This is a genomic window from Streptomyces sp. NPDC043812 (assembly GCF_056436245.1).
The window spans coordinates 99,344-126,203 of record NZ_JBWKCY010000016.1; the positions used below are offsets into that span (position 1 = coordinate 99,344).

Below are 26,860 nucleotides of genomic sequence, written 5' to 3' on the forward strand. Positions count from 1 at the left end.
CGACCATCCATCCGTGTGACCGAGCGCCGTAACTGCCCGTACGGCCGACTTCGACGCTCACAGTCGCGTCCGGATCGGTCCAGAGGGGCTCTTGTGTTGTCCGTACAGCAGCGAGGCGGGCAGCGGCAGCCGAGCGGCTGATCTCCGTGAGTCCGTGGATAGGGTGTGCGCTCGATGTCGCGCCGTGCCGGGGGGTTCTGGCAGCTGCGGGGCGACCGGAGGGGTGTACATGAAGAGCAGAATCGGATCGGTCGCGCTTGCCGCCGTCGCGTTGGCCGCGTCGGCGGGCTGCGGGCCGGTGTCCTTGGCCACGGGGGGCGAGCGCTCCGCGTCCGCCGAGTTGCAGGGCACCTGGTGGACGTGGGCGGCGTCCGAGCCGGAGGCGACCAACCCTGTCGTCGACGACGACGGAAGTGAGTGCCACCGAAACCAACCCGACGACGTGTGGTTCCTGGCAGGCACCTTCGGTGGGCATGCCGAGCGCGCGTGCACGGTTCCCGGCGGTCGTCCGATCGCTTTCCCCGTCGTGAATCGCCACGGAGAGCCTGCGGATTGCGCGGCGTTCATGAGCAGCGCACAGGGGACCGTGCACCTGGACGGCGAAGAGGTCCGGCCGGAGACCTACGAAGGCGAGACGATCACGGTGCAAGGCGTCCGGGACAACGCCGTCACCGGAACCGAGGAACGCTTCACCGCCACCGGGTGCGGCGTGTGGGCCCGGCTTCCCGCTTTGGAGCCCGGAGCACATTCCCTTCAGCTCCGCGGCCGGACGGACGGCTTCTCGACCAGCGTGGACTACGCGCTGACCGTCGAGGCCCCGTCGCGATAGCGCCGCCGTACGGTCGCAACTCCCCCAGCTGTACCGGGACCTCGGCAACCGCCCCTTCCGCTACCGTTCCTCGGGTTCTTTCGCGTTGTCCGCAGGCAGGCGCCGGAGGTGTGGGTGTGGCGTGGCGGTGTGCCGGGGTCGGGTGGCCGGCGGGGGCGCGGGTCGGGGTGTTGCGCTGGGAGGGCGGGCGGGTCAGTCCGCTGGGCCTCGGGAGGGACATCGGGTTCCGGGCCGAGGGTGAGCGACGCTGCGTCGGGGCGCGGGGGAACGTCTGCCCGCTGGGCGCCGTGGTGCCCGGGCGGGCCACGCAGGCGCGCTGCCCGGAGTGCGCGCGGCTCGACCGGGCGCACTCGGTCGCCGCGGACGGCGTGCCCGACGATCCCCGTACCTACCGTGTGTATCTGGCGTGGTTCGGGCCGGGGATGGTGAAGGTCGGGATCACCGCGGAGGAGCGCGGTGCGGCCAGGTTGCTGGAGCAGGGGGCCGTGGTCTTCGGCTGGCTGGGCCGCGGGCCGCTGATGGCGGCGCGGCGGACGGAGGAACTGCTGCGGGCGGCGCTGGGGGTGCCGGACCGGATTCCGTACGCCCGCAAGCGGGCGGTGCGGGCGGCGTTGCCGCCGGCCGCCGAGCGGGCCGCCGAGGTGGCGGCGCTGCACGCGCGTGCCGGGGCGCTCGGTGGATGGCCCGAGTCGTTGGAGCGGATCGAGTGCGAGGTCGTCGACCACGCGGAGGTCTTCGGGCTCGACGGGCTGCCGGCCGCGACCGGCGTGGTGCGCGAGCTGGTGGACGGCGGGACGGTCGCCGGGCGGCTGCTGGCCGCGGCCGGGCCGGATCTGCATCTGCGGACCGCCGGGGACGACGTCGTCGTGCTCGACACTCGCCTGATGAGCGGGTGGTCGCTGGTGGGGGCGGATCCCGGCGCCGGGGTGAGTGTGCCGGTGGTCGGTGTGGCGCGGGACGAGGGCGAGCAGGGCGGGCTGTTCTGACGTCCGCCGTCGGCAGGCAAAGAATTGGATCCCGTTCGGATCCCTTCCGGCAATGAAGGTGGACAGTACACGGGACCGGGCCGGAGGGTGGCGTCCATGGACATCAGACCAGTCGCGGGCATCGAACCGCCGTACTACGCCGTCGTCTTCACCTCCGTCCGCCCGGACGGAGACGAGGGTTACGCAGAGACCGCCGTGCGGATGAAGGAGCTGGTGGAGCAGGTGCCGGGCTTCCTCGGCCACGAGTCGGCAAGGACTCCGGGCGGGCTCGGGATCAGCGTCGCGTACTTCCGGGACGCCGAGTCCATCGCCGCCTGGCAGCGGAACTCGGAGCATCGGGCGGCGCAGCGGCGCGGGCGGGCCGAGTGGTACGAGAGCTACAGCGTGCATGTCGCCAAGGTGGAGCGGAGCTACGGCTTTGAGCAGGGCTGAGACGAGCGGGGGAACGGCCGGCGCGGAGGTTGCGGAGGTACGGGAGTTCTGGGCGCGGCTCGGGCTGCCGGGACTCGTGGACGTCCACACCCACTTCATGCCCGAGCGGGTGTTGCGCAAGGTGTGGGCGTACTTCGACTCGGCGGGACCGTTGACCGGCCGGGAATGGCCGATCGCGTACCGGCACGAGGAGGAGGAACGCGTCGCGCTGCTGCGCGCGTTCGGGGTGCGCACCTTCACCTCGATGCTCTATCCGCACAAGCCCGGCATGGCCGCCTGGCTCAACGGCTGGGCCGCGGACTTCGCGGCGCGCACCCCCGGCTGCGCGCACACCGCGACGCTGTTCCCGGAGCACGGCGTGACCGGTTACGTACGGGAGGCGGTCGAGCGCGGGGCACGGGTCTTCAAGGCGCATGTGCAGGTCGGGAATTACGACCCCGGTGATCCGTTGCTCGATCAGGCGTGGGGGCTGCTCGCCGACGCCGGGCTGCCGATCGTGATCCACTGCGGTTCTGGGCCCGCTCCCGGCAAGTACACCGGGCCGGAGCCGGTCGGCCGGGTGCTGGCGCGGCATCCGCGACTGCGGCTGGTGGTCGCGCACATGGGGATGCCCGAGTACACCGACTTCCTCGACCTCGCGCAGCGGTACGGGGAGGTCCGTCTCGACACGACGATGGCGTTCACGGACTTCAGCGAGGCCATGGTGCCGTTCCCGGCGGGGGAACGGGGGCGGCTCGCGGACCTCGGGGACCGGATCGTGCTGGGGACGGACTTCCCGAACATTCCGTACCCGTACGTCCACCAGCTGCGGGCGCTCGAACGCCTGGAGCTCGGGGACGACTGGCTGCGGGCGGTGTGCCACGACAACGGCGCGCGGCTCCTCCACACGCCCTAAGGCTTTCTCAGGGAATTCACAGGTTCGGGCAAGACGCCTCTCAGGGGCCCGCCCCAGGGTGTCGAGCATGACCACCACCACGCCCCAGGGGCGCACCGGACTGCTCAGGCCCGACGGCAGCGCTGTCCGGGTGCTCGTCGTGGACGACGAGGCGCCGCTGAGCGAGCTGCTGTCCATGGCCCTGCGGTACGAGGGGTGGGAGGTGCGCAGCGCCGGGGACGGTGCGGGAGCGGTGCGTTCGGCGCGGGAGTTCCGGCCGGACGCCGTCGTGCTGGACGTGATGCTCCCCGACATGGACGGTCTCGCCGTCCTCGGCCGGCTGCGCCGCGACCTGCCCGACGTGCCCGTGCTGTTCCTCACCGCGAAGGACGCGGTCGAGGACCGGATCGCGGGGCTGACGGCGGGCGGCGACGACTACGTCACCAAGCCGTTCTCGCTGGAGGAGGTCGTGGCCCGGCTGCGCGGACTGATCCGGCGGTCCAAGGCCGCCGCCGTGCGCAGCGAGTCGCTGCTCACCGTCGGCGACCTGACCCTCGACGAGGACAGCCACGAGGTCACGCGCGGCGGGACCTCCATTCATCTGACGGCGACCGAGTTCGAGCTGCTGCGCTATCTGATGCGCAATCCGCGGCGCGTGCTGAGCAAGGCGCAGATTCTCGACCGGGTGTGGAGCTACGACTTCGGCGGCCAGGCCAATGTCGTCGAGCTGTACATCTCGTACCTGCGCAGGAAGATCGACGCGGGCCGTCCGCCGATGATCCACACCCGGCGCGGGGCGGGATATCTGATCAAGCCCGGTGAGTGACGTGGTCCGTCCACGGCGCCGGCCCTGGTCGCTGCGGACGCGGCTGGTGGTCTCGGCGGTGCTGCTGATCGCCGTGGTGGGCGCGGTCATCGGCACGGTCACGACGATCGCGTTCCGCACGTATCTGTACGGGCAGTTGGACACGCAGGTGGGTTCGGTGGCGGCCCGGGCCACCGGGCCGGACGTGCCGGAGGGCGAGCGGCCTCCGGAGGGCGTCCCGCCCAGGAGGCCCCTGGAGTTCGTCACCGGCGGTGGTGCGCCGGTGGGCACGGTCGGTGCGCTGGTCGAGTCCGACGGCGGGGTCGGCCTCGCGGTCGCCAGTACGCAGAAGGAACCCGACGGCCCCGCCCCGACCGAGGAGGTGCTCACCGCGGAGCAGAGCGAGGCGCTCGCCGGGGTACCGCGGGACGAGCAGCCGCATTCGGTCGTGCTGCCGGGCCGCGGTGAGTACCGGGTCGTGTACGGCAGCGGTGTCCGGGGTTTGTTCCTGGTCGGTGTCCCGACGAGCGATGTGCAGGACGCGCTGGGCACGCTGATCGTCGTGGAGGTCTGTGTCACCGGCGCCGGGCTGGTCGCCGCCGGCATCGCGGGCGTGTCCATGGTGGGTGTGGCGCTGCGCCCGCTGCGCCGGGTGGCCGCGACGGCACGACGGGTCTCCGAACTCCCCCTGCACAGCGGCGAGGTGGTGCTGCACGAAAGGGTGCCCGATGCCGAGGCCGACCCCCGCACCGAGGTCGGTCAGGTCGGCGCGGCGCTCAACCGGATGCTGGGGCACGTCGGTTCGGCGTTGGCCGCACGCCAGGAGAGCGAGACGCGGGTACGGCAGTTCGTCGCCGACGCCAGCCATGAGCTGCGTACGCCGCTGGCGTCGATCCGCGGTTACGCCGAGCTCACCCGCCGCGGACGGGAGCGAGGCGCGGTGGGGGTACCCCCGGACCGAAGGCCCTCGGGCAGGGACTCGGTAGGGCCCGACACCTGGCATGCACTGGGCCGGATCGAGGCCGAGGCGACGCGCATGACGGGTCTGGTGGAGGATCTGCTGTTGCTCGCCCGGCTGGACGCGGGACGTCCGCTCTCCTGCGAGAGCACCGATCTCTCCCCGTTGGTCGTGGACGCGGTCTCGGACGCACGCGCTGCGGGCCCCGACCATGCATGGCGGCTGGAGCTGCCCGAAGAGCCGGCGACCGTACGGGCGGACGCCGCCCGGCTGCACCAGGTCCTCGTCAATCTGCTCGCCAACGCCCGTACGCACACCCCGCCCGGCACGACCGTCATGGCCCGGGTACGCCTCGACACCGAGGCCGGCCGGCACGTCCTGCTCGAGATCGAGGACGACGGCCCCGGCATTCCTGCCGAGCTGCAGCCGCTCGTGTTCGAGCGCTTCGCCCGTGGCGACGCGTCCCGTTCGCGGCAGGCGGGCAGTACCGGTCTCGGGCTCGCCATCGTGCACGCCGTCGTCGGCGCGCACGGCGGACGTGTGAGCGTGAACTCCGTGCCGGGGCGCACCGTGTTCGCGGTCGTCCTCCCGGCCGAGGGATCCGCCGCCGGTGACCTTTCGTACGACTCACAGACGGGCCACAGGTTGATCACACAGCCGTGACAGCGGCCCCGTCGAGGGTCGTCGGTATGCGAACCGACATCCCAGGGGGGACCCTTCCGGCCCGCGAGCATCTGCTCGCCGGCACAGCCGGTCCGCCCGTACTCGACGTGGTGATCCCCGTGTACAACGAGGAGGCCGACCTCGAACGGTGCGTGCTACGGCTGCACGAACACCTGGCGAGAACCTTCCCGTACGGCTTCCGGATCACCGTCGCCGACAACGCGAGCACCGACCGTACGCCCCAGGTCGCGGCCGGCCTGGCCGCCCGCCTTCCCGAGGTGAGGGCCCACCGGCTGGAGGAGAAGGGACGGGGGCGTGCGTTGCGCACAGTGTGGTCGCACTCCGACGCGCCCGTGCTCGCCTACATGGACGTCGATCTGTCCACCGACCTCAACGCGCTGCTGCCGCTCGTCGCGCCGCTGATCTCCGGGCATTCGGACCTGGCGATCGGGTCGCGGCTCGCGCGCAGTTCGCGCGTGGTGCGCGGCCCGAAGCGGGAGTTCATCTCACGGGCCTACAACCTGATCCTCAAGTCGTCGCTGGCGGCACGCTTCTCCGACGCGCAGTGCGGGTTCAAGGCGATCCGGCGGGAGGTGGCCGAGCGGCTGCTGCCGATGGTCGAGGACACCGGCTGGTTCTTCGACACCGAACTGCTGGTGCTCGCGGAACGGGCCGGGCTGCGCATCCACGAGGTGCCCGTCGACTGGGTCGACGACCCCGATTCGACCGTGCACATCGTCAGCACCGCGACCGAGGACCTCAAGGGCGTGTGGCGGGTGGGGAGGGCGCTGGCCGTCGGCGCGCTGCCGCTCGACCGGCTGACGCGGCCGTTCGGCGACGACCCGCGCGACCGGCAGCTGACCGGCGTGCCGGGAGGACTGGCCCGTCAGCTGGTCGGCTTCTGCGTGGTCGGCGCGTTCTCGACGCTGCTGTATCTGCTGCTGTACTCGCTCTTCCGCGCCGGTACGGGACCCCAGGCCGCGAACGCCGCCGCCCTGCTGCTCTCCGCGGTCGCCAACACCGCAGCGAACCGCCGCCTCACCTTCGGGGTCCGCGGCCGCGACCGTGCCGTACGCCACCAGGCACAGGGCCTGGTCGTGTTCGGCATCGGGCTCGCGCTGACCAGCGGATCGCTCGCCGCCCTCGACGCCGCGGCGGGCAGCCCGTCCCACGGCACCGAGATGGCCGTCCTGATCGCCGCGAACCTCGCGGCGACCGTGCTGCGTTTCCTGCTGTTCCGGGCCTGGGTCTTCCCCGAACGGCGCGGGGACGAGCGCCGGGGCACGCACGCCGACCACGACATGAGGTACATGCGATGACCACCACTCTTCCGTCCGCCGGAGCCACGGCGGCGAACGGCCCCGGGCACGCCCGCACCGGCGCCGGCCCCCTCGCGCGACTGTGGCGCGGCAGGGATGCTGACGCCGTCTGGGCGCGTCCCGCCCTTCTCGCACTGCTGCTCGCGACCACGCTGATGTACCTGTGGAACCTGAGCGCCTCCGGCTACGCCAACTCCTTCTACTCCGCGGCCGCGCAGGCCGGCAGCGAGAGCTGGAAGGCGTTCTTCTTCGGCTCGTCCGACGCGGCGAACTCCATCACCGTCGACAAGCCCCCGGCCGCGCTCTGGCCGATGGCCCTGTCCGTACGGCTCTTCGGCCTCGGCTCCTGGCAGATCCTGGTGCCCGAGGTGCTGATGGGTGTCGCCACGGTGGCGGTGCTGTACGCGGCCGTGCGCCGACGCTTCGGCCCGGCGGCCGGTCTCATCGCCGGTGTCGCACTGACCCTGACGCCGGTCGCCGCGCTGATGTTCCGCTTCAACAACCCGGACGCGCTGCTCGCGCTGCTGATGACGGTCACCGTGTACTGCGTGCTGCGCGCTCTCGAAGGTGCGCGCACCAAGTGGCTCGTGTGGGCGGGTGTCGCGGTCGGTCTCGCCTTTCTGACGAAGACGCTCCAGGCGTTCCTGATCCTGCCGCCGCTGGCGCTGGTGTACGCGGTGTGCGCGCCGACGACCGTACGCCGCAGGCTCGGGCAGCTCGCCCTGGCGGGGCTCGCGGTCGTCGTGTCCGGCGGCTGGTGGGTGGCGGTCGTCGAGCTGTGGCCGTCGTCCTCGAGGCCGTACATCGGCGGCTCGCAGAACAACAGCTTCCTGGAGCTGACCTTCGGCTACAACGGCCTCGGCCGGATCAACGGCAACGAGACCGGCAGCGTCGGCGGCGGTGGCGGCGGTCGCGGTGGCGGCGGCTGGGGAGAGACCGGCATCGACCGGATGCTCGCCGGCAACATCGGCGGCCAGATCGCCTGGCTGCTGCCTGCCGCACTCGTGCTGCTGGTGGCGGGGCTGGTGCTCACCCGGAGGGCGGCGCGCACGGACGCGGCCCGGGCGGCCTTCCTGGTGTGGGGCGGTGCGCTTGTGACGACCGTCCTGGTCTTCAGCTTCATGGCGGGGATCTTCCACGAGTACTACACGGTGGCGCTGGCCCCGTACATCGCGGCACTGATCGGCATGGGCGCCACGATGCTCTGGGAGGAACGGAAGAAGCCCGTGTGGTCGGCTGCCCTGGCGGGCACGGTCGCGCTGACCGCCTGGTGGTCGTACACCCTGCTGGGTCGCAGCGCGGACTATCTGCCGTGGCTGCGGACGGCCGTGCTGGTCGGCGGACTCGTCGGCGCGGTGGGGTTGTTGCTCGCGGGCAGGGCAGGGCGGGCAGTCGCGCTGGGCGCGGTCGGCCTCGGTCTGGCGGCGTCGCTGGCGGGTCCGGCGGCGTACTCGCTGACGACGCTGAGCGAGGGACACGCGGGCTCCATCGTCACGGCGGGTCCCGCGGTGGCGGGCGGCCGGGGCGGCGGTCCCGGTGGCGGCGGTGACGACGGCCGGATGCGGCCCCCCGGCGGCCAGGCGCAGGGCCAGGCGCAAGGGCAGGGGCAAGGACCGGCCGGCGGTGCGATGCAGCCTCCGGGACAGCAGGGCCGGGGCGGCCAGGCGCAGGGTGGGCCGACGGGCCAGGGCCAGGGCGGCGGGTTGGCCGGAGGCGTCCCCGGTGAGGGCGGTATGCCCGGCGGAGGCGGCGGCATGGGCGGACTGCTCAACGGCGCGAGCGTCGGCTCCGAGACCGCGGCCGCACTCGTACGCGACGCGGACGACTACACCTGGGTCGCCGCAGCGGTCGGCTCCCAGAATGCGGCCGGCTACCAACTGGCCACCGAGAAGCCGGTGATGGCGATCGGCGGCTTCAACGGCAGCGACCCCTCGCCGACGCTCGCGCAGTTCAAGCAGTACGTGGCGGACGGCAGGATCCACTGGTTCGTCGGAAGCGGCGGCGGTGGCGGTGGCGGTATGGGCGGCTCGGGAGCCGGCGCGGAGGTCTCGGCCTGGGTCCAGGAGACGTTCACCGAGGTCACGGTGGGTGGCGCCACGCTCTACGACCTGACCGACCGGAAATAGCGCTATACAGCGTACGAGACTCCTTGTACGGTGTACGGGACGACGACCCGTACACCGTACAAGGAGCACGTATGACGGCAACGACTGCCGAGAACCGAACGGCCCCCACGGGCCACCCGCAGCGCTGGCTGATCCTCGGCGTCATCTGCCTCGCCCAGCTCACCGTGCTGCTCGACAACACCGTCCTGTCCGTGGCGATCCCCTCCCTCACCCGGGAGCTCGACGCCTCCACCGCCGACATCCAGTGGATGATCAACGCCTATTCGCTGGTCCAGTCGGGTCTGCTGCTCACCGCGGGCAACGCGGCCGACCGCTACGGCCGCAAGAAGTTGCTCGTCGCCGGTCTCGCACTGTTCGGCATCGGTTCGCTCGCGGCCGGTCTCGCCCAGTCGTCGACGCAACTCATCGCGGCCCGCGCCGGCATGGGCGTCGGCGGCGCGCTGCTGATGACCACGATCCTTGCCGTCGTCGTCCAGGTCTTCGACGACACCGAGCGGGTCAAGGCGATCGCCCTCTGGTCGACGGTCAGCTCCCTCGGCTTCGCGGCCGGTCCGCTGATCGGCGGGGTGATGCTCGACCACTTCTGGTGGGGCTCGATCTTCCTCATCAACATCCCGGTCGCCGCGATCGGCCTGTTCGCGGTCGTCGCGCTCGTTCCCGAGTCGAAGAACCCGCAGGGGGACCGCCCGGACCTGCTCGGCGCACTGCTCTCCACGATCGGCATGACCGCCGTCGTGTACGCGATCATCTCCGGCCCGGAGCACGGCTGGACCTCCACCCAGGTGCTGGCTTCCGGCGCCGTAGGCGTACTGGTCCTCGGGGTCTTCGTCCTGTGGGAGCTGCGGATCCCGCACCCGATGCTGGACATGCACTTCTTCCGCAACCAGCGCTTCATCGGGGCGGTCGCAGGCGCGATCCTGGTGGCCTTCGGCATGTCCGGCTCGCTCTTCCTGCTCACCCAGCACCTGCAGTTCGTGCTCGGGTACGGGCCGCTCGACGCCGGTCTGCGCACGGCCCCGCTCGCGCTGACCGTGGTGGCACTGAACCTCACCGGTCTCGGCGCCAGGCTGCTGCTCAGGATCGGCACACCGCTCACCATCGCGTTCGGCATGACCCTGGTGTCCGGCGGCCTCGCCGCCATCGCGGTGCTCGGCGGGCAGAACTACGGCGGGATGCTGCTCGGCCTGGTCGTCATGGGCGCCGGCGTCGCCCTGTCGATGCCCGCCATGGCGAACGCCATCATGAGCGCCATTCCGCCGGAGAAGGCAGGTGTGGGCGCGGGCATCAACGGCACGCTGGCCGAGTTCGGCAACGGCCTCGGCGTCGCCGTCCTCGGTGCCGTACTGAACTCCCGGTTCGCCGCGCTCGTCCCGGGTGTCGTGGGCGCCGCCTCGCTGCCCGCGGCTCTCGCGGCCGCCGACGGCGCGGGCGAACGCGCCCGGATCTCGGACGCGTTCGCCTCGGGTCTGGAGACCAGCCAGCTCGTCGGTGCGGCGGCCGTACTGGCGGGTGGTCTTCTCGCCGCGCTCCTGCTGCGGCGCGCGGAGACGGCGTCCCCGGCGGGCGGTCCGGCGGGCGGCCCGGCGGCGGCAGACGCGCAGAAGACAGCGGCATAGCATCGAGGCCGGGCGGACCCGCAGGTCCGCCCGGCCGGGACGGCCCGGCCGGAACCGAGGAGGGTACGCGATGGTGCGTGAGGCCGACCGCGCGGCGGGTCCCGCCAAGACCAGCGTGTGGCTGGAGGGCAAGGCCGACCGCGGACGCAGATCCGGCCAGCCCGCCGGCCTCGACCGCGACAGGATCATCGCGGCGACGGTCCGGCTGCTGGACGAGGAAGGCGCGGCCAAGTTCTCCATGCGCAAGCTCGCGGCGGAGCTCGACGTCACCGCGATGTCCCTCTACTGGTACGTCGACACCAAGGACGACCTGCTGGAGCTGGCGCTCGACCGGGTCTTCGGCACCCTCCCGCCGCTTGCCGAGGACGAGGAGGGCGACTGGCGCGACGAGCTGCGCGAACTGGCGGCCGGTTACCGGACCCTGCTCGTGCGCCACCCCTGGGTGTCCGCGCTCATCGGCACATTCCTCAACATCGGACCGCATTCGATGGCCTTCTCACTGGCCGTGCAGAAGGTCATGCGCAAGACGGGCCTGCCGGTGTACGGGCAGATGGGCGGGCTCTCCGCCGTCTTCCAGTTCGTCTACGGGTTCGGCACGACCGAGGGCCACTTCATCCAGCGCTGCGCCTCCGCAGGGCTCACCCAGGACGAATACTTCCACCGGGCCATGGGGTCGATCGGCGAACAGCCCGATTTCCAGAAGACCTTCGGAGATGCCAAGGAGCTGATGGAGGCGCGCGGCGGCGGGACCGTCGAGGAGATGCGCGAGCGGGACTTCGACTTCGCGCTCGATCTGCTGGTGGCCGGCATCGAGGCGATGGCGGCGCGCACCGAGGCCTGACCCGGCCGGCCCCGCCCGCATGCGTCAGTTCGGGGCGAGACGTGCGGGGAAGCCGCCCGTGGCGACCGGACCCCATCGCTCCGGAGTGATCCGGATGATCGACTTGCCCTGCTTGACCATCGCCTCGCGGTACTCGTCCCAGTCCGGGTGCTCGCCCGAGATGTTGCGGAAGTACTCGACGAGCGGCTCCACGGACTCCGGTGAGTCGACCACCTCGGCCGTGCCGTCGATCTGGACCCACGGCCCGTCCCACTCGTCCGACAGGACGATCACGCTGACCCGCTCGTCCCGCTTGGCGTTGCGCGTCTTCGCCCGCTCCGGGTACGTCGAGACGACGATCCTGCCCGCATCGTCGACGCCGCAGGTCAGCGGCGAGCCCTGCGGGCCGCCGTCCGCGCGGCGCGTCAGCAGGATCGCCCGGTGACGGGGGCGTACGAACTCCAGCAACTGATCCAGTTCCACCGTGGTGTTGGTGGCGATGTGGGGTGCCATGCGCCGCACCCTACGGGACCGGGGCCGCTCCTCACGGGAGCTGTTCGCCCTGCACGGCCTGGATGTCGAGCTCCACCCGCAGCGTCGTTCCGATGGCCGACACACCGGCCTGCACCACCTGGTTGTAGTGCATCGCGAAGTCGTCGCGGTGCAGTTCGGCGGTGGCGCGGAACGCGGCACGCACCCCGCCCCACGGGTCGGGCCCGGTACCGAGGTAGTTCAGATCCAGTTCGACCGTGCGCACGACCCCGCGCAGCGACAGCTCGCCGTGCGCGGTCCAGCGGTCCGGCCCGGCCGAGGTCAGGGCGGACGACCTGTAAGTGATCTCGGGGAAGCGCTCGACGTCGAGGAAGTCCGGGGAGCGCAGGTGCTTGTCCCGCAGCCCGTTGCCGGTGTCGATGGACGTCGCCGCGATGACCGCGTCGACCCGTGAGCGCTCCACGTCCTCCGCGATCTCGATACGGCCGCCGAACTCGGTGAACCGGCCGTGCACGCTGGAGATGCCCAGGTGCTGGGCGCTCGCGCCGACGGACGAATGCGCCGGATCGAGCGACCAGGCGCCCGGCGGCGGCAGTTCCACGCCGCCCTGGCGGGCCAGCACCACGGTCCCGGCGTCGGCGCGGCCGCTCGCGGTCACCAGCGCGGTGGAGGCGGCGGGCGCGTAGCCGAGCGCGGTGACGATCACGGTGTAGGGGCCGGGGGACAGCGGTGTGGTGTCGTCCACGGCACCGTCCCCGTCCGCCTGCGCCCGCAGCACCTGGGCGCCGTTCATGTCCGTCACGGTCACCACGGCGTGCTGCAGCGCCCAGCCGTCCCGCGTCCTCACCTGTGCACGAAGTCCCATGGCCCTCATCCCGTTTCTCTCGCGGCCCGTGTCGGGCCGTAGGTGCTCGGGCCCCGTGCGGGGGACGGCCGGCCGTCCCCTGCCCGCCGTCCCCCGCATCCGGGGCCCGCTTCCACCGGGCGCCGCTCGTCTCCGCTAGGAACGAGCGACCGCCCGGAGGTCCAGGTCGCGCCCGCGCAGGCTCGCCCGATTCGGCGACCCCGTGCGGACACTCCCGAGAATCACTCGCCCGGATGGGCGAGTTCGATGTCGTGGCCGTCGACGCCGCGACCGGTCACGGTCAGCGCTCCGGCCACCGGCGGGTATCCGGTCGCGATGACCGTGTACTCGCCCGCGTCGAGGTCCGCGAAGGCGTACGCCCCGTCGTCCCCGGTCGTCGCGGTGGCGACGACGTTCCCGGCCGCGTCCACGAGCGTCACCCGTGCGTCGGTGAGCGGCCGACGCCCCGCCCCGCCGCGTACGGCACCCTGCACCACGGCCCCGGACTGCAGGACCGCCTCGATGCGGGTCACGCCCTGACCGCCGACCTCCACCGGCAGCGCCAGCGGGCGGAAGCCGGTGGCGTTCACCGCCACCGTCACCGCGCCGGGCACGAGCTCGGTGAAGGCGAACTCGCCCTGCTCCGCGCTCTTCCCGGTGGCCAGCACATCGCCGCGGACATCGGTGACGACGACCATCGCGCCCTCGACCGGTGCCCCCGACCCGGCGGCCCGCACGGTCCCCGCGAGACCGCTCGTGCCGGCAAGGAGGATGTCGAACACCAGCGGCTCGTCGCCGACGACCACCGTGGAGGCCTGCGGCTGGAAGCCGTCGGCCGAGGCGATCAGCACGTACGAGCCCGCGCCCGGCGCGTCCAGCGTGTAGCCGCCGTCTGCCTGGGCGACCGCGCGGCCGAGCTGCCGGCCTGCCGGAGAGATCAGCGTGACCGCCGCCCGGGGCACTGCCGCGCCCTCCGAGCCGCGCACCACACCGCGCACGGCGGTACCGGCGGCAACCGGTGTGTCATCGGCGACGACCGGCTCGGTCCGGACCGCCTGCGCCGGGGCGGGAGCCTCTGCCGCGGCGACCGCCTCGGGCGCCGGGGACTCCTCCGGCATGCTGCTCTTCAGCGCGACCTCCTTGATGAAGAGCGTCACGAACAGGGCGAGCAGCGCGAACGGAGCGGAGTAGAGGAAGATGTCCGCCACGCCGTGCCCGTACGCCGTCTCCATGACCGTGCGGATGGGGCCGGGCAGGGCGTCCAGGTCGGGGATGCTGCCACCGCCCGTGCCGCCGTGGCCGAGTGCCGCGCCCTGCGGGCCGAGGTCGGCGAGACCGTCCTTGACGTAGTGGGTGACCCGGTTGGCCATCACCGCGCCGAGCGCCGAGACACCGATCGCGCCGCCGAGGGAGCGGAAGAAGGTGACGACGGAGCTGGCCGAGCCGAGGTCGCTCGGGTCGACCTGGTTCTGCGTGCACAGCACCAGGTTCTGCATCATCATGCCGAGACCGAGGCCCATGACCGCCATGAAGGCGGCGATGTGCCAGTACTCCGTGTCGTAGCGGATGGTGCCCAGCAGTCCGAGGCCCGCGGTCACCAGCACGCCGCCGCTGACCAGCCAGGCCTTCCAGCGGCCGGTCTTGGTGATGATCTGGCCGCTGACCGTGGAGGAGACGAACAGACCGGCGATCATCGGGATGGTCATGACGCCGGACATCGTCGGCGACTTGTCGCGCGCCAACTGGAAGTACTGGCTGAAGAAGACCGTGCCGGCGAACATCGCGACACCGACGAACAGCGAGGCCAGGGAGGCCAGCGTGATGGTGCGGTTGCGGAACAGCCGCAGCGGGATGATCGGGTCGCTCGCCTTCGACTCCACGAGGAGGAAGAGCGCGCCGAGGACGACGGAGCCGCCGACCATGGCGTATGTCTGCCAGGACAGCCAGTCGTACTTGTCGCCCGCGAAAGTGACCCAGACCAGCAGCAGCGAGACCGCGGCGCTGATGAGGAACGCGCCCGACCAGTCGACCTTCACCTCGCGCCGGACCACCGGCAGCTTGAGCGTCTTCTGCAGCACGAGCAGGGCGATGAGCGCGAACGGCACGCCGACGTAGAAGCACCAACGCCAGCCGAGCCATTCGGTGTCGGTGATGACACCGCCGAGCAGCGGGCCCCCGACGGTTGCGACGGCGAAGACCGCGCCGAGGTAGCCGCTGTAGCGGCCGCGCTCGCGCGGGGAGATCATCGCTGCCATCACGATCTGCGCGAGGGCCGACAGGCCGCCGACTCCGATGCCCTGGACGACGCGGCAGGCGATGAGCATGCCCGAGCTCGTGGAGAGTCCGGCGACGACCGAACCGAGCACATAGATGATCAGCGATATCTGGACGAGCAGCTTCTTGGAGAAGAGGTCCGAGAGCTTGCCCCACAGGGGCGTGGTCGCGGTCATCGCCAGCAGCGAGGCCGTCACGACCCAGGTGTAGGCGCTCTGGCCGCCGTCGAGATCGCTGATGATCTCCGGCAGTGCATTGGAGACGATCGTCGACGAGAGAATCGCGACGAACATGCCGAGCAGCAGCCCGGAAAGCGCCTCCATGATCTGCCGGTGTGTCATCGGCGCTGCGCCGTCGGAGGCGGGTCCGCCCCCGTGCTTGGCGTGGCCGCCCCGCACACCGGATGGTGTGGTCGTAGCCATGAACTTCCTTTACGTCTGTTATGCGGGTGTACGGGTGGCGTGGGCCCGGCAGTCTCCGACGGATTCCCGGAGGCGGGCCAGCATCGCGCTCAGCTGTCCGACGTCGTCGTCGGTCCAGTCCCCCAGGTGGTGGGCGAACATGTCCGCGGTGCGACGGCCCAGCTCGTCGAGCAGGTCCGTCCCCGCCGGGGTGAGCCGCAGGATGCGGGAGCGGCGGTCGTCCGGGTCGGGCGAGCGCTCCAGCCAGCCGCGTTCCACGGCGTGGGCGACGTGCCTGCTGGTCACCGACATGTCGACGGCGAGCAGCTCGGCGAGCCTGCTCATCCGCATCTCTCCGTACCGGTCGACGAGGGCAAGCGCTGCGGCGGAGCCGGAGGGGCATTCGGCCGGCAGGATGCGCGCGAGGCTCCGTTTGACGGCCCCTACGGCGCTGATCTGCCGTGCCAGCTCCTCGTACTGACTCCGCTCGGCCATGACCCCTCCCAGCATCTTGTTGCTTAGGGCAACGATAAAAGCCGTTGGTTGCTACAGGCAAATGAAAACGGCCCACGACGGGTAAAGGAACCCAAAAGGCTTTGCATGTGCAGGGTCATGGGCCGGTCATGTCGGCCTGGGGCCGCTTTACGGGGCCGTCCGGGGTTGGGCGGGCCATCTCGGTTCGCTAGGGTCCTGCCCCATGGCACACAACCCCCATGCTCCCCAAGGCCAGGGCCCCGAGGGTCAGTACGACCCCGCGGGCAGCACGCAGATGTTCCGTGCGTTCGTCGACGAGGGCGTCCCGCAGGGCCGCGCGGCGGCCCCCGCGCCGGCCAAGTCGCGGGTCGGCGTGATCGTCGGCGTGATCGCGGCGGTCGTCGTACTGGGCGCCGTCGCCTGGCTCGCCCTGGGCTGACCCCGCCCGCGGCGCGGATCTCTCCCCGCCCGGCTCGCGGCGCCCCGGCGGATCACTTCCACTCGGCCGTGACGTCCCGGGTCTCGATGTGCATGCCCAGCGGCACCCGCCAGGCGTCCACGCAGACGGTGTACGTCTTCTTGCGCACGGCTCCGGGCGCGATCGGAGCGGGCAGCGGCTGGGCCGACTCGATCGTCGCCCAGTCGATCCCGAGCGCGCCGATGATGTGGGTCGCGAACGTGACCGTGCCCGAAGCCACCGGCGAACCGCCGGTGTTGCGGAACTCCACCGTCACCTGCTCGCACCACCGCTTGTCCAGCGCCTTGCGGACCGGCTCGGTGAGCTGGAGCAGCGCCGGGCCCGCCGGGACATCGGGGCCCGGCGGCGGAGGTTTCGGCGAGGGCGTGGGCGAGGGGCGCGGGGTGGTCCCCGGGCCGGTCGGTGCCTCCGGCTGTCCGGCCGCTCCGCCCGGTGCCTGCCCCGGCTGTGTGGAGCCACCCGCCCCGGACGTCCCGCCCGGTGGCACTGCCGGCAGGACGTCGGTCCCGGACGCTCCGGGCGTGCGGGAGCCCTCCGGGTCGGCGGACCGGTGTTCGCCGCCCGGCTCACGTGGTGCGCGCGGATCGTCCAGCGGGACCAGTACGACCCCGCCCTGCGGCGGCACAGCGGCTGTCGGCGCCGGGCCCGATCCCGCGGCGCCCAGCGCCACGTGCCCGTCGTCGTCACTGCTTCCGCATGCGGTCAGCGCCCCGCCGAGGCAGAGCGCCACCGCCGCGATCCCGGTCCGTCGACATCGCCGCATGGCGGCAGTGTGTCTGACGTGCCGTCAATTAAAAACCCCGCGGACGGGGTTCAGTCCGCGATCAGACCCTCGCGCAGCTGCGCCAGCGTGCGTGTCAGCAGCCGGGAGACGTGCATCTGGGAGATGCCGACCTCCTCGCCGATCTGCGACTGCGTCATGTTGGCGAAGAAGCGGAGCATGATGATCTGCCGCTCGCGGGGCGGCAGTTTGGCCAGCAGCGGCTTGAGCGACTCGCGGTACTCCACGCCCTCCAGCGCGGTGTCCTCGTAACCCAGACGGTCCGCGAGCGAGCCCTCGCCGCCGTCGTCCTCCGCCGAGGGGGAGTCCAGGGACGAGGCCGTGTAGGCGTTGCCCACGGCGAGGCCGTCGACCACGTCCTCCTCCGACACCCCGAGAACCGCGGCCAGTTCGGGCACCGTCGGGGAGCGGTCGAGCTTCTGGGAGAGGTCGTCACTGGCCTTGGTGAGGGCGAGACGCAGCTCCTGCAGCCGGCGCGGCACCCGGACCGACCACGACGTGTCGCGGAAGAAGCGCTTGATCTCGCCGACGACGGTCGGCATCGCGAACGTGGGGAATTCCACCCCCCGTTCGCAGTCGAACCGGTCGATCGCCTTGATCAGACCGATCGTGCCGACCTGGACGATGTCCTCCATCGGCTCGTTGCGGCTGCGGAAGCGGGCAGCCGCGTACCGCACGAGCGGGAGGTTGAGCTCGATGAGGGTGTCGCGCACATAGGTGCGCTCCGGGCTGTCGTCGGCCGCGCCCTCGCTGTCCAGGGCGCGCAGCCGCAGGAACAGAGAGCGGGACAGAGTGCGGGTGTCGATGGCTTCCGAGTTGTCGGACACGACGGGTGCGGGTGCGCCGGGCGCACGTGTGAGCACCTTCGAGCTGCCCTGTTCTACGGACATGCCACCCCCTTGAGGTCGCGGACGGTCGCGGTGGCCGCGACCGACTGAGGAACGCAGCCTCCACCTGAATACCGGCGGCAGGCCCCCGGCAAACGCGGTTCCCGCAGAATGTCACATGTCGGCAACACGCTGTAGTGACATGTCGACAAGTATCGGGTGAAAATGCCCAGGAAGCCAGCGGTTAAAGGCTTTTGACTCGCCCTCAGGGGCTCGGAAGTGGTCTACCCGTTCTGCTTACGCTTCGATCCTGTTTGCGGATCGAAGTCGCGCGAAGCTTCGCGCCAGCAGTCTCGACACATGCATCTGCGAGACGCCCAGCTCCTGACTGATCTGGGACTGCGTCAGATTGCTGTAGTAACGAAGCATCAGGATCCGCTGCTCCCGCTCGGGGAGCTGTACGAGGAGGTGCCGTACGAGGTCCCGGTGCTCGACCCCGGCCAGTGCCGGGTCCTCGTAGCCGAGCCGGTCGAGCAGCCCCGGCATGCCGTCGCCCTCCTGGGCGGCCTCCAGCGAGGTGGCGTGGTACGAACGGCCGGCCTCGATGCAGGCGAGGACCTCGTCCTCGCCGATCTTCAGCCGTTCGGCGATCTCGGCAGTCGTGGGAGAGCGGCCATGGGCCGTCGTGAGGTCCTCGGTGGCGCCGTTGACCTGGACCCACAGCTCGTGCAGCCGGCGCGGTACGTGCACGGTGCGGACGTTGTCGCGGAAGTACCGCTTGATCTCGCCGACGACGGTGGGCATCGCGAAAGTCGGGAACTGCACGCCGCGGTCCGGGTCGAACCGGTCGATCGCGTTGATCAGGCCGATCGTGCCGACCTGGACGACGTCCTCCATCGGCTCGTTGCGGGAGCGGAAGCGGGCGGCCGCGTAGCGCACCAGGGGAAGGTTGGCCTCGATGAGGGCCGAGCGCACCCCGGAGTGCTCGGGCGTGCCCGGCTCCAGCGTCTTGAGGCGGCCGAACAGCACCTGGGTGAGCGCCCTGGTGTCGGCCGCTCGGCTCTGTGAGGCAGGGGGGCGACGGAGGCCGGTCGGTGCGGCGGGGGGTTCGTCCGGCCTCTCGTTCTGGGGTGGCACCTGAGGCGCAGTACTGGGCACGGTCACGCCCACCCCTTTGCGGTCGTTTTCGGTCAACTCATCCGTCAAAAGCGGTCATAGCATCACAAGACATGTCCACTGTGTGCAAGCACCCGATAACGCCGTGTTGACGATCCGTGGAAGTGCGATGAGCTGTCCGACGCAAAAACCCCTCGCCGGGACCGGCGAGGGGTGACATGTGGTGGGCGGGAGCGATCAGAACTCGTAGTCGGCGATCACCCACGTGGCGAACTCGCGCCACTGTCCGGCGGCCGCCTGATGGGCCGGGTGCTCGAGGTACCGCTTCAGGGCATCGGTGTCGGCCACGGCCGAGTTGACGGCGAAGTCGTAGGCGATCGGCCGGTCGGTGATGTTCCAGGCGCACTCCCAGAACTCCAGCTCGGGGATCACCCCGTCCAGCTCCTGGAGGGCTTTCGCGCCGGCGGCCACGCGCGGCTCGTCGCGCGAGACGCCGTCGTTGAGCTTGAAGAGGACCAGATGGCGGATCACGGGAGAACTCCTGGGGGACCTGGCGGGCGGTGGCGGCCGGAGTGAACGGGCCGGTCTAGTTGACGACCTCCGTCATGAACTCGCCGACGCCCTGGGCGGCGCTCGATATGCCCTCGAACCCTATCTGGACGAGGTCGGCGGCCTTCGCGGGAGAGGTGATGATCGTGTACAGGACGAAGACGACGACGATGTAGAGAGCGATCTTCTTCGTTTGCACCATCGGTCCTGTCTCCCAGCTGGCCCACGCCCCGGTCCGTGTGTCGCGTGAGTCTAACCGAGCAGGTTTTCGCCACCACCGCCCAGGAGCAAGGCCCCCGTGGCAGGGATCCTTTGGGGCTCGGGAGACGGTGGCGCGGCCGGAAAGGAAACCGGGCGGAACAGCACGAAGGGCCCGGTCCATCGGACCGGGCCCTTCGACAAGAGCGGTAGCGGAGGGATTTGAACCCTCGGTGACTTGCGCCACACTCGCTTTCGAGGCGAGCTCCTTCGGCCGCTCGGACACGCTACCGGGAGAGAGCTTAGCCCAAGGTGGGCCGTGCTCTGAAATCGGTATGCGGGAGACGGCCGGGCGCCGGTACCTGGAGCCGTCAGCCGTGTGCCGGCCGGTCCCGGAAGAACGCCGTCAGCCGTGCCGCGCACTCCTGCTCCAGCACGCCCTGCACCACCTCGGGCCGGTGGTTGAGCCGGCGGTCCCGTACGACGTCCCACAGCGAGCCCGTCGCGCCCGCCTTCTCGTCACGGGCGCCGTAGATCACGCGGTCCGTACGGGACTGCACGATCGCACCCGCGCACATGGTGCACGGCTCCAGCGTCACGACCAGCGTGCAGCCGGTGAGCCGCCACTCGCCGAGGCGTGCGGCCGCTCGGCGGATCGCCAGTACCTCGGCGTGCGCCGTCGGATCGCCCGTCGCCTCCCGCTCGTTGTGGCCCGTGGCCAGGACCGTGCCGTCCGCGGCGAGCACGACGGCGCCGACGGGCACATCGCCGCCCTGCGCCGCGCGCTCGGCCGCTTCGAGCGCGAGACGCATCGGCGCCTCCCACGGATCGCGGACGGGATCGGACACGCCGTTCCGTCCCGGGTCCGTTTCCGGGTGGGTCACAGGTCTTTCCTTCGGATAGGAGCTCTCGGGCGGGACACGCCCTAGCGGACGGTCTCCAGGACCTCGCCCGCGCCGAGAGCCTCCGCGATCTCCAGCAATGCGTCCGTGTCGAGTGCGAGCAGCTCCTTCTCCGACAGGCCGAGGTCGATGAGGATCTGGCGGTCGCCGACCGGTCCGGACGGTACGGCTTCGCCGCCCTGCGCCGGAATGCCGTCCACCGTGTCCTCGTCGTCGTCATCCGTTTCCGGTTCCCCGTCCTCGGTGCCGTCGAGGTCCAGGGCGTCGAGGTCGTCGGCAGGGTCGTCATCCTCCCCGCCGAGCAGTTCGTTGGTGAGGATCTCCCCATACGAGGAACGTGCGGCCGCGGCCGCGTCCGAGACGAAGATACGAGGATCCTCCTCGCCCTCCACCCGGACGATGCCGAACCAGGCGTCCTCCTGCTCGATGAAGACGAGCACCGTGTCCTCGTCGACCGAGGCATCACGGGCCAGGTCGGTCAGATCCGACAGCGTCTCCACATCGTCGAGCTCTGTGTCGCTCGCTTCCCACCCGTCTTGAGTGCGCGCGAGCAGTGCGGCGAAGTACACCGTGACTCTCCCACTGATCAGAGGTGTGACGACCGGCGGTGCCTGTTCTCGTGCCCCGCCCAATCGGCATCGTGGCAGAAACATCCGCGTTGCGAGAGGTCTTCCGTCGTTGCGTCGGCCACCAGTTCTCTTCGGGCCGCCGTTCGGGGAGCCCCCGCCGGGTCACCAGCGGAAGGTCCGCATGCGCATCTGCTGGCGCATCCGGGCCGCGCGGGCGCGTCGCGGCTGGACCCTGTCGCGGAGGGCTTTCGCCTCATTCAGTTCGCGCAGGAACTGGGCGCGTCGTCGACGGCGCTGCGCGTCGGTCTCGGTCTCCTGGTCGTGCTCCGGCTCCGGCTCCGCCATCGGTCACACCACCCCACGACTGCTCCGCGTTCCCCCGTGGCCCTGCGGCCAGGGGTACTCCACCACCTTCCCTCCGATACCGCCGTTGATGCGAGCCCCGGCTACTGTTGGGCCCATGCGGATCCACGTCGTCGACCACCCGCTGGTGGCGCACAAACTCACCACGCTGCGCGACAAGCGCACCGACTCCCCGACCTTCCGGCGCCTCGCCGACGAGCTGGTCACCCTGCTCGCGTACGAGGCCACCAGGGACGTGCGCACCGAGCAGGTCGACATCCAGACCCCGGTGACGGGCACGACCGGCGTGAAGCTGTCGTATCCCCGTCCGCTGGTCGTGCCGATCCTGCGGGCCGGTCTGGGCATGCTCGACGGCATGGTGCGGCTGCTGCCGACCGCCGAGGTGGGTTTCCTCGGGATGATCCGCAACGAGGAGACGCTGGAGGCGTCGACCTACGCGACGCGGATGCCGGAGGACCTCTCGGGCCGCCAGGTGTACGTGCTCGACCCGATGCTGGCCACCGGCGGCACGCTCGTCGCGGCCATTCGCGAGCTGATCAGGCGCGGCGCCGACGATGTGACCGCCGTCGTGCTGCTGGCGGCGCCGGAGGGCGTGGAGGTAATGGAGCGCGAGCTGGCGGGCACGCCGGTGACGGTGGTGACCGCGTCGGTCGACGAGCGCCTCAACGAGCACGGCTACATCGTCCCGGGCCTCGGCGACGCCGGGGACCGGATGTACGGCGCAGCCGAGTAGAGCTGCGCCGGCGTCAGCCGGGATCCCGGGAGCGGTTCAGCACTTCGCGGAGGGCGCGGGCGCGGGCCTGGCCATGGCGGCCAGGGCCACGTCCGCGTCCTTCTTCGGTTCCAGGGTCTTGAACGCAGTGCCGATGATCAGGTCGATGTCCGCCGTCTTGCGGGCGTCCGTCTTCAGCTGGGTGCCCACGAGCTGGGTGCCGAGCACCCGGAAGTAGCCCTGGTTGGCCGTGGTGCCGCCGAGAAGGACCGCGGTGCCGGGCACCTTCTTGTCGTACTCGGGTGCCGCGTTGCCGACCTTGCCGATCGTGAAGCCGCGTTTCTTCAGCTCGTCGGCGGCCGCTTTGGCGAGGCCGCTGCGCGGAGTGGCGTTGTAGACGTTCACCGTGACCTGGCGCGGCTTCGGCGGGAGCGGCGCCGCCGAGACGGTCGGTGCGGGTTTGCAGTCCTTGGCCCGTGAGGCGGCGGCCGGGGACTTCTCGTCGCCGCCGGCGAAGGCGTCGATGAGCTGCATCGTGCCCCAGCCGGCGAGGCCGAGGGCGACCACTGCCGCGAGGAACGCAGTGACGATCCTGCGGCGGTTCCGGGGGCGTCGCATCCGTGGGTATTTGTCGCCCGTGATGCGGTACTTTCCGCCCATGCCGGGGGGAGTGAGCATGCTCATGGGCGCAGCGTAGTGCGGCCCGGTCGTTATGCCTACTAAACGATCAGTGGATTGCGTCCGTACGGTGCCGAAAGACTCCGAAAGGATCAGCCCCCGGACCTTCGTGCGGGGCTCAGCCCAGCTCGAGCACGCGGGCGTGGAGCACCTGGCGCTGCTGCAGAGCGGCGCGCACGGCGCGGTGGAGTCCGTCCTCCAGATAGAGGTCGCCCTGCCACTTCACGACATGCGCGAAGAGGTCACCGTAGAACGTGGAGTCCTCGGCGAGGAGCGTCTCGAGATCCAGCTGGCCCTTGGTGGTCACGAGCTGATCGAGGCGGACCGGGCGCGGCGCGACATCCGCCCACTGCCGGGTGCTTTCCCGGCCGTGGTCGGGATACGGCCGCCCGTTACCGATGCGCTTGAAGATCACACGGAAAGCCTACCGGTCAAGAGGCTCCGAGCGCAGCCACGGAGCCGCAGTGCGATCCTGTGGAAAACCGTGCAAACCGGGAAACAGGGGGCTGGCATGACAGCTCAGGAGCCCGTGCGTGAGGGCGTGTCGGAGCAGATCGGCTCCGCGGTGTCGCTGCCGCAGGACGCTGCGCAGATCGCGTCCGGATACGCGTTCACCGGCCCCGCACTGGACCTGGGTGCGCTGCTCTGGGACGGACAGTGCCGTCCGGAGGCCCAGATCCGGATCCCGCTGTCGATGCTCAACCGGCACGGTCTGGTCGCCGGGGCCACCGGTACGGGCAAGACGAAGACGCTCCAGCTGATTGCCGAGCAGCTCTCGGCGGGCGGCGTGCCGGTGTTCCTCGCCGACATCAAGGGCGACGTCTCGGGAATCTCCGCCCCCGGTCAGGGCGGCGACAGGGTGCAGGAGCGTGCCGGGCAGGTCGGCCAGGAGTGGGCGGCCACGGGTTTCCCGTGCGAGTTCTACGGGCTCGGCGGCATCGGCCCGGGGATTCCGCTGCGGGCCACGGTCACCGACTTCGGGCCGCTGCTGCTCGCCAAGGTGCTACGGCTCAACCAGACGCAGGAGCAGTCCCTCGGGCTGATCTTCCACTACGCGGACAGCAAGGGCCTGGAGTTGGTGGACCTGAAGGATCTGCGCGCCGTCGTCGCCTTCCTGGTCTCCGACGAGGGCAGGGCGGAGCTGAAGAGCATCGGAGGGCTCTCGTCCGCGACGGCGGGAGTGATCCTCAGGTCGCTCACCGCTTTCGAGCAGCAGGGCGCGTCGGGATTCTTCGGCGAGCCCGCGTTCGACACGGCCGAGCTGCTGCGCACGGCCCCCGACGGGCGCGGTCTCGTGTCCGTGCTGGAACTGCCGGCCGTGCAGGACAAACCGCAGCTCTTCTCGACCTTCCTGATGTGGCTGCTGGCGGACCTCTTCCACGATCTGCCGGAGGTCGGCGACGTCGAGAAGCCCAAGCTGGTCTTCTTCTTCGACGAGGCGCATCTGCTGTTCAACGACGCCTCCAAGGCGTTCCTGGAGTCGATCACGCAGACCGTGCGACTGATTCGCTCGAAAGGGGTCGGCATCTACTTCGTGACGCAGACCCCGAAGGACGTACCCGGCGATGTGCTCGCACAGCTCGGCAACCGGGTGCAGCACGCGTTGCGCGCCTTCACGCCGGACGACGCCAAGGCGCTCAAGGCGACCGTGAAGACCTTCCCGACCTCCCCGTACGACCTCGAGGAGGTACTCACGGGGCTCGGGACGGGCGAGGCGGTGGTCACCGTGCTGAGCGACACGGGTGCGCCGACGCCGGTCGCGGTGACCCGGCTGCGCGCGCCGCAGTCGCTGATGGGACCGATCGAGGCGGGCGCGCTGGACTCGGCGGTGCAGGGCTCGCCGCTGTACGGGCGCTATGCCGAGGCGGTCGACCGCGAGTCGGCGTACGAGAAGCTGACGGCAGAGCAGCAGGCGGCGGAGGCGGCGGCCGAGAAGGCGGCGCAGGAGGCCGAGCGCGAGGCCGGGGAGGAGCCGACGCGGCGGGCCGGGGAGGAGCCGGAGCCCGCGCGAGGGGGCGGAGGGAAGAAGGACGAGTCGCTCGCCCAGCAGGTCATGGGCAGTGGCGTCTTCAGGTCGCTGGCGCGGTCGGTCGGCACCCAGCTCGGCCGCGAGATCTCGCGCTCCCTGTTCGGAACGGCGCGCCGCAGAAGGTGATCCTGCGGCGCGCCGTCGCGGTCGTCGTACGGGACTGCTACTCGGTCACCTCGTGGCCGTGACCGTCGTGCAGGCCGCCGCCGCTGCCCGCGTCGCCGCCCGTGGGGACGGACTCGACGGGCTTGCGGAGCGAGCTGAGGTCATGGGCGTAGGTGCCCACGGCGTTGGCGATGATGCCGATGTTCACGGCGAACGCATCCATGTCGATGTTGTCGATGTTGTCCCCGGCCGCGTGGTAGTTCGGGTCGTATGCGACGCCGGCCTCGCCACCGAACTTCTTCGCCTGGGCCTCGGTCTTGATGCCTTCGGCGCCCGTGAACGTGCCGCCCGAGGGGATGCCGGCCTCGATGAACGGGCCGTAGTCCGAGCGGCCGGTGAAGTCCGTGCCCTCGTGCGGGGTGCCCCGCTTGTCGAGGAACTCGTTGATGTCCCGCTCCAGTTGGGCGGAGCCGGTGGGGCCGGCGCCCTCGCCCACGCCGTCGGAGTTGTCGCCGTCGTAGACGAACAGCCCGTAGTTCGGCGAGGCGATCATGTCGAAGTTCAGATAGAGCTTGATCTCCTTCTTGCCCAGGTTGCTGAGGTTCGCGACGTAGTGCTCGGAGCCGAGCAGGCCGTTCTCCTCGGCCGACCACCAGGCGAAGCGCACCTTGTTGGCGGGGCGCGGCTCCTTCTTGGCCAGTTCCTGGGCGACTTCGAGCAGACCGGCGGAGCCGGAGCCGTTGTCGTTGATGCCGGGGCCCTCGGTGACGGAGTCGAGGTGGGCGCCGAGCATCACGGTGTTGGCGGCGTTGCCGTGGCGGGTTTCCGCGATCACGTTGTTGGTGGACCGCTTCTCGATGAGCTGGCGGACCTCGAAGGAGATGCGGACCTGCCCCTTGGCGAGGTCGGCGGCGAGCTTCTCGCCCTCGGCCTGGGTGAGTCCGCCGGTCGGGATCTTGCCGGCGGCGGCTTCGCCGAGGGTGCCGGACAGCACGCCGTCCGTGTTGTTGTAGACGATGGCGCCGACCGCGCCCGCGCCGGCCGCCGCTGCCTGCTTCTCGGCGAACGTGCAGCCGCCGCGCTTGATCAGCGCGATCTTTCCGGTGAACGTCCCCGAGGCGTAGTCACCGGCCGCGCAGCCGGTGGTGTCGTCCACGGGGACGGCGGTGAGGTCGGCCGTGACGCCGCCCACCGGGGTGGACTTGGTGTAGGTCATCGCCGTGATCGCGATGTCGCGCGGCGAGGGCGAGACGACCGACAGCTTCTCGGCCAGGGTCTCGGTGTAGTCGAACTCGAACTTCTGGTACGAGACGTCGTATCCGTACCTCTTCAGCTGCTGGTAGACGTACGCGGCGGACGCGTCGTGCCCGAGCGAACCGGCGGCACGGTGGCCGCCTGTCGAGTCCGCAATCCGCTGGAACATCTCCAGGTGGTCGAAGGCGTCGTCGGCGGACGCCCGTGCGACCAGCTTCATGGCCAGCTTCGACGCGTCGTGGGACGCGCGCTCCGCGGGGTCCTGACGGTGTGCCGCGGAAGGGGAGGCGGATGCCAGCAGAAGCGGGGTTGCGAGTGCGGCTGCGGCCAGAGCGGCCGCGGCTCTGCGGTGGGTTGCGTTCACAGAGGTCCTTCCCGGTGCGAAC

28 protein-coding genes and 1 tRNA gene are annotated in these 26,860 nt (G+C 70.9%); 13 read left to right on the forward strand and 16 right to left on the reverse strand.

Translation table 11 applies throughout. The features are described from left to right. The first annotated feature begins 229 nt into the window (after positions 1-229). The 10 genes from AC067Z_RS23535 to AC067Z_RS23580 all read left to right on the forward strand — a co-directional run bounded on the left by AC067Z_RS23535 (position 230) and on the right by AC067Z_RS23580 (position 11,449). A complete protein-coding gene (locus tag AC067Z_RS23535) occupies positions 230-829 on the forward strand; it encodes a signal protein (RefSeq protein WP_478791546.1) in 600 nt (199 codons plus the stop codon). A 116-nt stretch (positions 830-945) separates the two neighbouring features. Next, positions 946-1,815, forward strand: a complete 870-nt coding sequence (locus tag AC067Z_RS23540) for a DUF2797 domain-containing protein (protein ID WP_478791547.1) — start codon at positions 946-948, stop codon at positions 1,813-1,815. Positions 1,816-1,911: 96 nt separating this feature from the next. Further along, positions 1,912-2,247 carry an antibiotic biosynthesis monooxygenase family protein gene (locus AC067Z_RS23545; protein WP_478791548.1) on the forward strand — a complete coding sequence of 112 codons (336 nt, stop codon included), beginning with the start codon at positions 1,912-1,914 and terminating at the stop codon, positions 2,245-2,247. Further along, entirely contained in the window at positions 2,204-3,142 is a 939-nt protein-coding gene (locus tag AC067Z_RS23550) for an amidohydrolase family protein (RefSeq protein ID WP_478791549.1), read from the forward strand. Before AC067Z_RS23545 ends, AC067Z_RS23550 begins: the two co-directional genes overlap by 44 nt. Positions 3,143-3,209: 67 nt before the next feature. Continuing rightward, positions 3,210-3,947 (forward strand): response regulator transcription factor, encoded by a 738-nt coding sequence (locus tag AC067Z_RS23555; RefSeq protein WP_478791550.1) that lies wholly within the window; start codon positions 3,210-3,212, stop codon positions 3,945-3,947. Further along, positions 3,940-5,547 (forward strand): sensor histidine kinase, encoded by a 1,608-nt coding sequence (locus tag AC067Z_RS23560; protein ID WP_478791551.1) that lies wholly within the window; start codon positions 3,940-3,942, stop codon positions 5,545-5,547. The genes AC067Z_RS23555 and AC067Z_RS23560 overlap by 8 nt, the downstream gene beginning before the upstream one ends. 26 nt (positions 5,548-5,573) lie before the next feature. After that, positions 5,574-6,866, forward strand: a complete 1,293-nt coding sequence (locus AC067Z_RS23565; RefSeq protein WP_478791552.1) for a bifunctional glycosyltransferase family 2/GtrA family protein — start codon at positions 5,574-5,576, stop codon at positions 6,864-6,866. Further along, positions 6,863-8,992, forward strand: a complete 2,130-nt coding sequence (locus AC067Z_RS23570) for an ArnT family glycosyltransferase (RefSeq protein ID WP_478791553.1) — start codon at positions 6,863-6,865, stop codon at positions 8,990-8,992. The genes AC067Z_RS23565 and AC067Z_RS23570 overlap by 4 nt, the downstream gene beginning before the upstream one ends. Positions 8,993-9,063: 71 nt before the next feature. Beyond that, positions 9,064-10,608, forward strand: a complete 1,545-nt coding sequence (locus AC067Z_RS23575) for an MFS transporter (RefSeq protein WP_478791554.1) — start codon at positions 9,064-9,066, stop codon at positions 10,606-10,608. Between the two features lie 70 nt (positions 10,609-10,678). Continuing rightward, positions 10,679-11,449, forward strand: coding sequence for a TetR/AcrR family transcriptional regulator (locus AC067Z_RS23580; RefSeq protein WP_478791555.1), 771 nt, complete (start codon positions 10,679-10,681; stop codon positions 11,447-11,449). Positions 11,450-11,473: 24 nt separating this feature from the next. Here the strand turns inward: AC067Z_RS23580 and AC067Z_RS23585 are convergent, their stop codons facing one another. From AC067Z_RS23585 to AC067Z_RS23600, 4 genes are all read right to left on the reverse strand, one after another. Further along, positions 11,474-11,941 carry a PPOX class F420-dependent oxidoreductase gene (locus AC067Z_RS23585; RefSeq protein WP_478791556.1) on the reverse strand — a complete coding sequence of 156 codons (468 nt, stop codon included), beginning with the start codon at positions 11,939-11,941 and terminating at the stop codon, positions 11,474-11,476. Positions 11,942-11,972: 31 nt separating this feature from the next. Next, positions 11,973-12,785 (reverse strand): YceI family protein, encoded by an 813-nt coding sequence (locus tag AC067Z_RS23590; RefSeq protein ID WP_478791557.1) that lies wholly within the window; start codon positions 12,783-12,785, stop codon positions 11,973-11,975. 221 nt (positions 12,786-13,006) lie between these two features. Continuing rightward, complete coding sequence (locus tag AC067Z_RS23595) at positions 13,007-15,379, reverse strand: MFS transporter (RefSeq protein ID WP_478791637.1); 2,373 nt, start codon at positions 15,377-15,379, stop codon at positions 13,007-13,009. A 99-nt stretch (positions 15,380-15,478) separates the two neighbouring features. Then, positions 15,479-15,934, reverse strand: coding sequence for a MarR family winged helix-turn-helix transcriptional regulator (locus AC067Z_RS23600; RefSeq protein ID WP_478791558.1), 456 nt, complete (start codon positions 15,932-15,934; stop codon positions 15,479-15,481). Between the two features lie 202 nt (positions 15,935-16,136). On the opposite strand from AC067Z_RS23600, the gene AC067Z_RS23605 reads away from it, so the two are divergent. Then, positions 16,137-16,352, forward strand: a complete 216-nt coding sequence (locus tag AC067Z_RS23605; RefSeq protein WP_478791559.1) for a hypothetical protein — start codon at positions 16,137-16,139, stop codon at positions 16,350-16,352. A gap of 52 nt (positions 16,353-16,404) precedes the next feature. On the opposite strand, the gene AC067Z_RS23610 is transcribed toward AC067Z_RS23605, so the two are convergent. The 9 genes from AC067Z_RS23610 to AC067Z_RS23650 all read right to left on the reverse strand — a co-directional run bounded on the left by AC067Z_RS23610 (position 16,405) and on the right by AC067Z_RS23650 (position 21,678). After that, complete coding sequence (locus AC067Z_RS23610; protein WP_478791560.1) at positions 16,405-17,154, reverse strand: hypothetical protein; 750 nt, start codon at positions 17,152-17,154, stop codon at positions 16,405-16,407. 50 nt (positions 17,155-17,204) lie between these two features. After that, positions 17,205-18,062 carry an RNA polymerase sigma factor SigF gene (locus AC067Z_RS23615; RefSeq protein WP_478791561.1) on the reverse strand — a complete coding sequence of 286 codons (858 nt, stop codon included), beginning with the start codon at positions 18,060-18,062 and terminating at the stop codon, positions 17,205-17,207. Between the two features lie 234 nt (positions 18,063-18,296). Further along, positions 18,297-19,163 carry an RNA polymerase sigma factor SigF gene (locus AC067Z_RS23620; RefSeq protein ID WP_478791562.1) on the reverse strand — a complete coding sequence of 289 codons (867 nt, stop codon included), beginning with the start codon at positions 19,161-19,163 and terminating at the stop codon, positions 18,297-18,299. Positions 19,164-19,352: 189 nt separating this feature from the next. Next, positions 19,353-19,646 carry a Dabb family protein gene (locus AC067Z_RS23625; protein WP_478791563.1) on the reverse strand — a complete coding sequence of 98 codons (294 nt, stop codon included), beginning with the start codon at positions 19,644-19,646 and terminating at the stop codon, positions 19,353-19,355. Positions 19,647-19,701: 55 nt separating this feature from the next. Further along, a complete protein-coding gene (locus AC067Z_RS23630; protein ID WP_478791564.1) occupies positions 19,702-19,866 on the reverse strand; it encodes a hypothetical protein in 165 nt (54 codons plus the stop codon). A 203-nt stretch (positions 19,867-20,069) separates the two neighbouring features. Beyond that, a tRNA-Ser gene (locus tag AC067Z_RS23635) sits at positions 20,070-20,154 on the reverse strand. Between the two features lie 79 nt (positions 20,155-20,233). Beyond that, the gene (gene tadA / locus AC067Z_RS23640) at positions 20,234-20,674 is read right to left on the reverse strand and encodes a tRNA adenosine(34) deaminase TadA (RefSeq protein WP_478791638.1); all 441 of its coding nucleotides are present in this window, start codon (positions 20,672-20,674) and stop codon (positions 20,234-20,236) included. Positions 20,675-20,787: 113 nt separating this feature from the next. Next, positions 20,788-21,333: a tRNA adenosine deaminase-associated protein gene (locus AC067Z_RS23645; protein ID WP_478791565.1), complete on the reverse strand. Its 546-nt coding sequence runs from the start codon at positions 21,331-21,333 to the stop codon at positions 20,788-20,790. Between the two features lie 162 nt (positions 21,334-21,495). Continuing rightward, positions 21,496-21,678: a hypothetical protein gene (locus AC067Z_RS23650; protein WP_478791566.1), complete on the reverse strand. Its 183-nt coding sequence runs from the start codon at positions 21,676-21,678 to the stop codon at positions 21,496-21,498. A gap of 115 nt (positions 21,679-21,793) precedes the next feature. On the opposite strand from AC067Z_RS23650, the gene upp reads away from it, so the two are divergent. Beyond that, a complete protein-coding gene (upp, locus tag AC067Z_RS23655) occupies positions 21,794-22,429 on the forward strand; it encodes a uracil phosphoribosyltransferase (RefSeq protein ID WP_478791567.1) in 636 nt (211 codons plus the stop codon). A gap of 36 nt (positions 22,430-22,465) precedes the next feature. Here the strand turns inward: upp and AC067Z_RS23660 are convergent, their stop codons facing one another. Beyond that, the gene (locus tag AC067Z_RS23660) at positions 22,466-23,092 is read right to left on the reverse strand and encodes a LytR C-terminal domain-containing protein (RefSeq protein ID WP_478791568.1); all 627 of its coding nucleotides are present in this window, start codon (positions 23,090-23,092) and stop codon (positions 22,466-22,468) included. Positions 23,093-23,204: 112 nt separating this feature from the next. Next, positions 23,205-23,501, reverse strand: coding sequence for a type II toxin-antitoxin system VapB family antitoxin (locus AC067Z_RS23665; protein ID WP_003955420.1), 297 nt, complete (start codon positions 23,499-23,501; stop codon positions 23,205-23,207). Positions 23,502-23,597: 96 nt separating this feature from the next. On the opposite strand from AC067Z_RS23665, the gene AC067Z_RS23670 reads away from it, so the two are divergent. Beyond that, positions 23,598-25,241, forward strand: coding sequence for a helicase HerA-like domain-containing protein (locus AC067Z_RS23670; RefSeq protein ID WP_478791569.1), 1,644 nt, complete (start codon positions 23,598-23,600; stop codon positions 25,239-25,241). Positions 25,242-25,278: 37 nt separating this feature from the next. Here the strand turns inward: AC067Z_RS23670 and AC067Z_RS23675 are convergent, their stop codons facing one another. Continuing rightward, positions 25,279-26,838, reverse strand: a complete 1,560-nt coding sequence (locus AC067Z_RS23675) for a M28 family metallopeptidase (protein ID WP_478791570.1) — start codon at positions 26,836-26,838, stop codon at positions 25,279-25,281. Between the last annotated feature and the right edge of the window lie 22 nt (positions 26,839-26,860).

What these genes read in the sequence shown, in the direction of transcription:
- AC067Z_RS23535 (WP_478791546.1), top strand. Translation starts at nt 230, where the DNA reads ATGAAGAGCAGAATCGGATCGGTCGCGCTTGCCGCCGTCGCGTTGGCC.
- AC067Z_RS23545 (WP_478791548.1), top strand. Translation starts at nt 1,912, where the DNA reads ATGGACATCAGACCAGTCGCGGGCATCGAACCGCCGTACTACGCCGTC.
- AC067Z_RS23550 (WP_478791549.1), top strand. Translation starts at nt 2,204, where the DNA reads ATGTCGCCAAGGTGGAGCGGAGCTACGGCTTTGAGCAGGGCTGAGACG.
- AC067Z_RS23555 (WP_478791550.1), top strand. Translation starts at nt 3,210, where the DNA reads ATGACCACCACCACGCCCCAGGGGCGCACCGGACTGCTCAGGCCCGAC.
- AC067Z_RS23565 (WP_478791552.1), top strand. Translation starts at nt 5,574, where the DNA reads ATGCGAACCGACATCCCAGGGGGGACCCTTCCGGCCCGCGAGCATCTG.
- AC067Z_RS23570 (WP_478791553.1), top strand. Translation starts at nt 6,863, where the DNA reads ATGACCACCACTCTTCCGTCCGCCGGAGCCACGGCGGCGAACGGCCCC.
- AC067Z_RS23575 (WP_478791554.1), top strand. Translation starts at nt 9,064, where the DNA reads ATGACGGCAACGACTGCCGAGAACCGAACGGCCCCCACGGGCCACCCG.
- AC067Z_RS23580 (WP_478791555.1), top strand. Translation starts at nt 10,679, where the DNA reads ATGGTGCGTGAGGCCGACCGCGCGGCGGGTCCCGCCAAGACCAGCGTG.
- AC067Z_RS23585 (WP_478791556.1), bottom strand. Translation starts at nt 11,941, where the DNA reads ATGGCACCCCACATCGCCACCAACACCACGGTGGAACTGGATCAGTTG.
- AC067Z_RS23590 (WP_478791557.1), bottom strand. Translation starts at nt 12,785, where the DNA reads ATGGGACTTCGTGCACAGGTGAGGACGCGGGACGGCTGGGCGCTGCAG.
- AC067Z_RS23595 (WP_478791637.1), bottom strand. Translation starts at nt 15,379, where the DNA reads ATGACACACCGGCAGATCATGGAGGCGCTTTCCGGGCTGCTGCTCGGC.
- AC067Z_RS23600 (WP_478791558.1), bottom strand. Translation starts at nt 15,934, where the DNA reads ATGGCCGAGCGGAGTCAGTACGAGGAGCTGGCACGGCAGATCAGCGCC.
- AC067Z_RS23605 (WP_478791559.1), top strand. Translation starts at nt 16,137, where the DNA reads ATGGCACACAACCCCCATGCTCCCCAAGGCCAGGGCCCCGAGGGTCAG.
- AC067Z_RS23610 (WP_478791560.1), bottom strand. Translation starts at nt 17,154, where the DNA reads ATGCGGCGATGTCGACGGACCGGGATCGCGGCGGTGGCGCTCTGCCTC.
- AC067Z_RS23615 (WP_478791561.1), bottom strand. Translation starts at nt 18,062, where the DNA reads ATGTCCGTAGAACAGGGCAGCTCGAAGGTGCTCACACGTGCGCCCGGC.
- AC067Z_RS23630 (WP_478791564.1), bottom strand. Translation starts at nt 19,866, where the DNA reads ATGGTGCAAACGAAGAAGATCGCTCTCTACATCGTCGTCGTCTTCGTC.
- tadA (WP_478791638.1), bottom strand. Translation starts at nt 20,674, where the DNA reads ATGCGTCTCGCGCTCGAAGCGGCCGAGCGCGCGGCGCAGGGCGGCGAT.
- AC067Z_RS23650 (WP_478791566.1), bottom strand. Translation starts at nt 21,678, where the DNA reads ATGGCGGAGCCGGAGCCGGAGCACGACCAGGAGACCGAGACCGACGCG.
- upp (WP_478791567.1), top strand. Translation starts at nt 21,794, where the DNA reads ATGCGGATCCACGTCGTCGACCACCCGCTGGTGGCGCACAAACTCACC.
- AC067Z_RS23660 (WP_478791568.1), bottom strand. Translation starts at nt 23,092, where the DNA reads ATGAGCATGCTCACTCCCCCCGGCATGGGCGGAAAGTACCGCATCACG.
- AC067Z_RS23670 (WP_478791569.1), top strand. Translation starts at nt 23,598, where the DNA reads ATGACAGCTCAGGAGCCCGTGCGTGAGGGCGTGTCGGAGCAGATCGGC.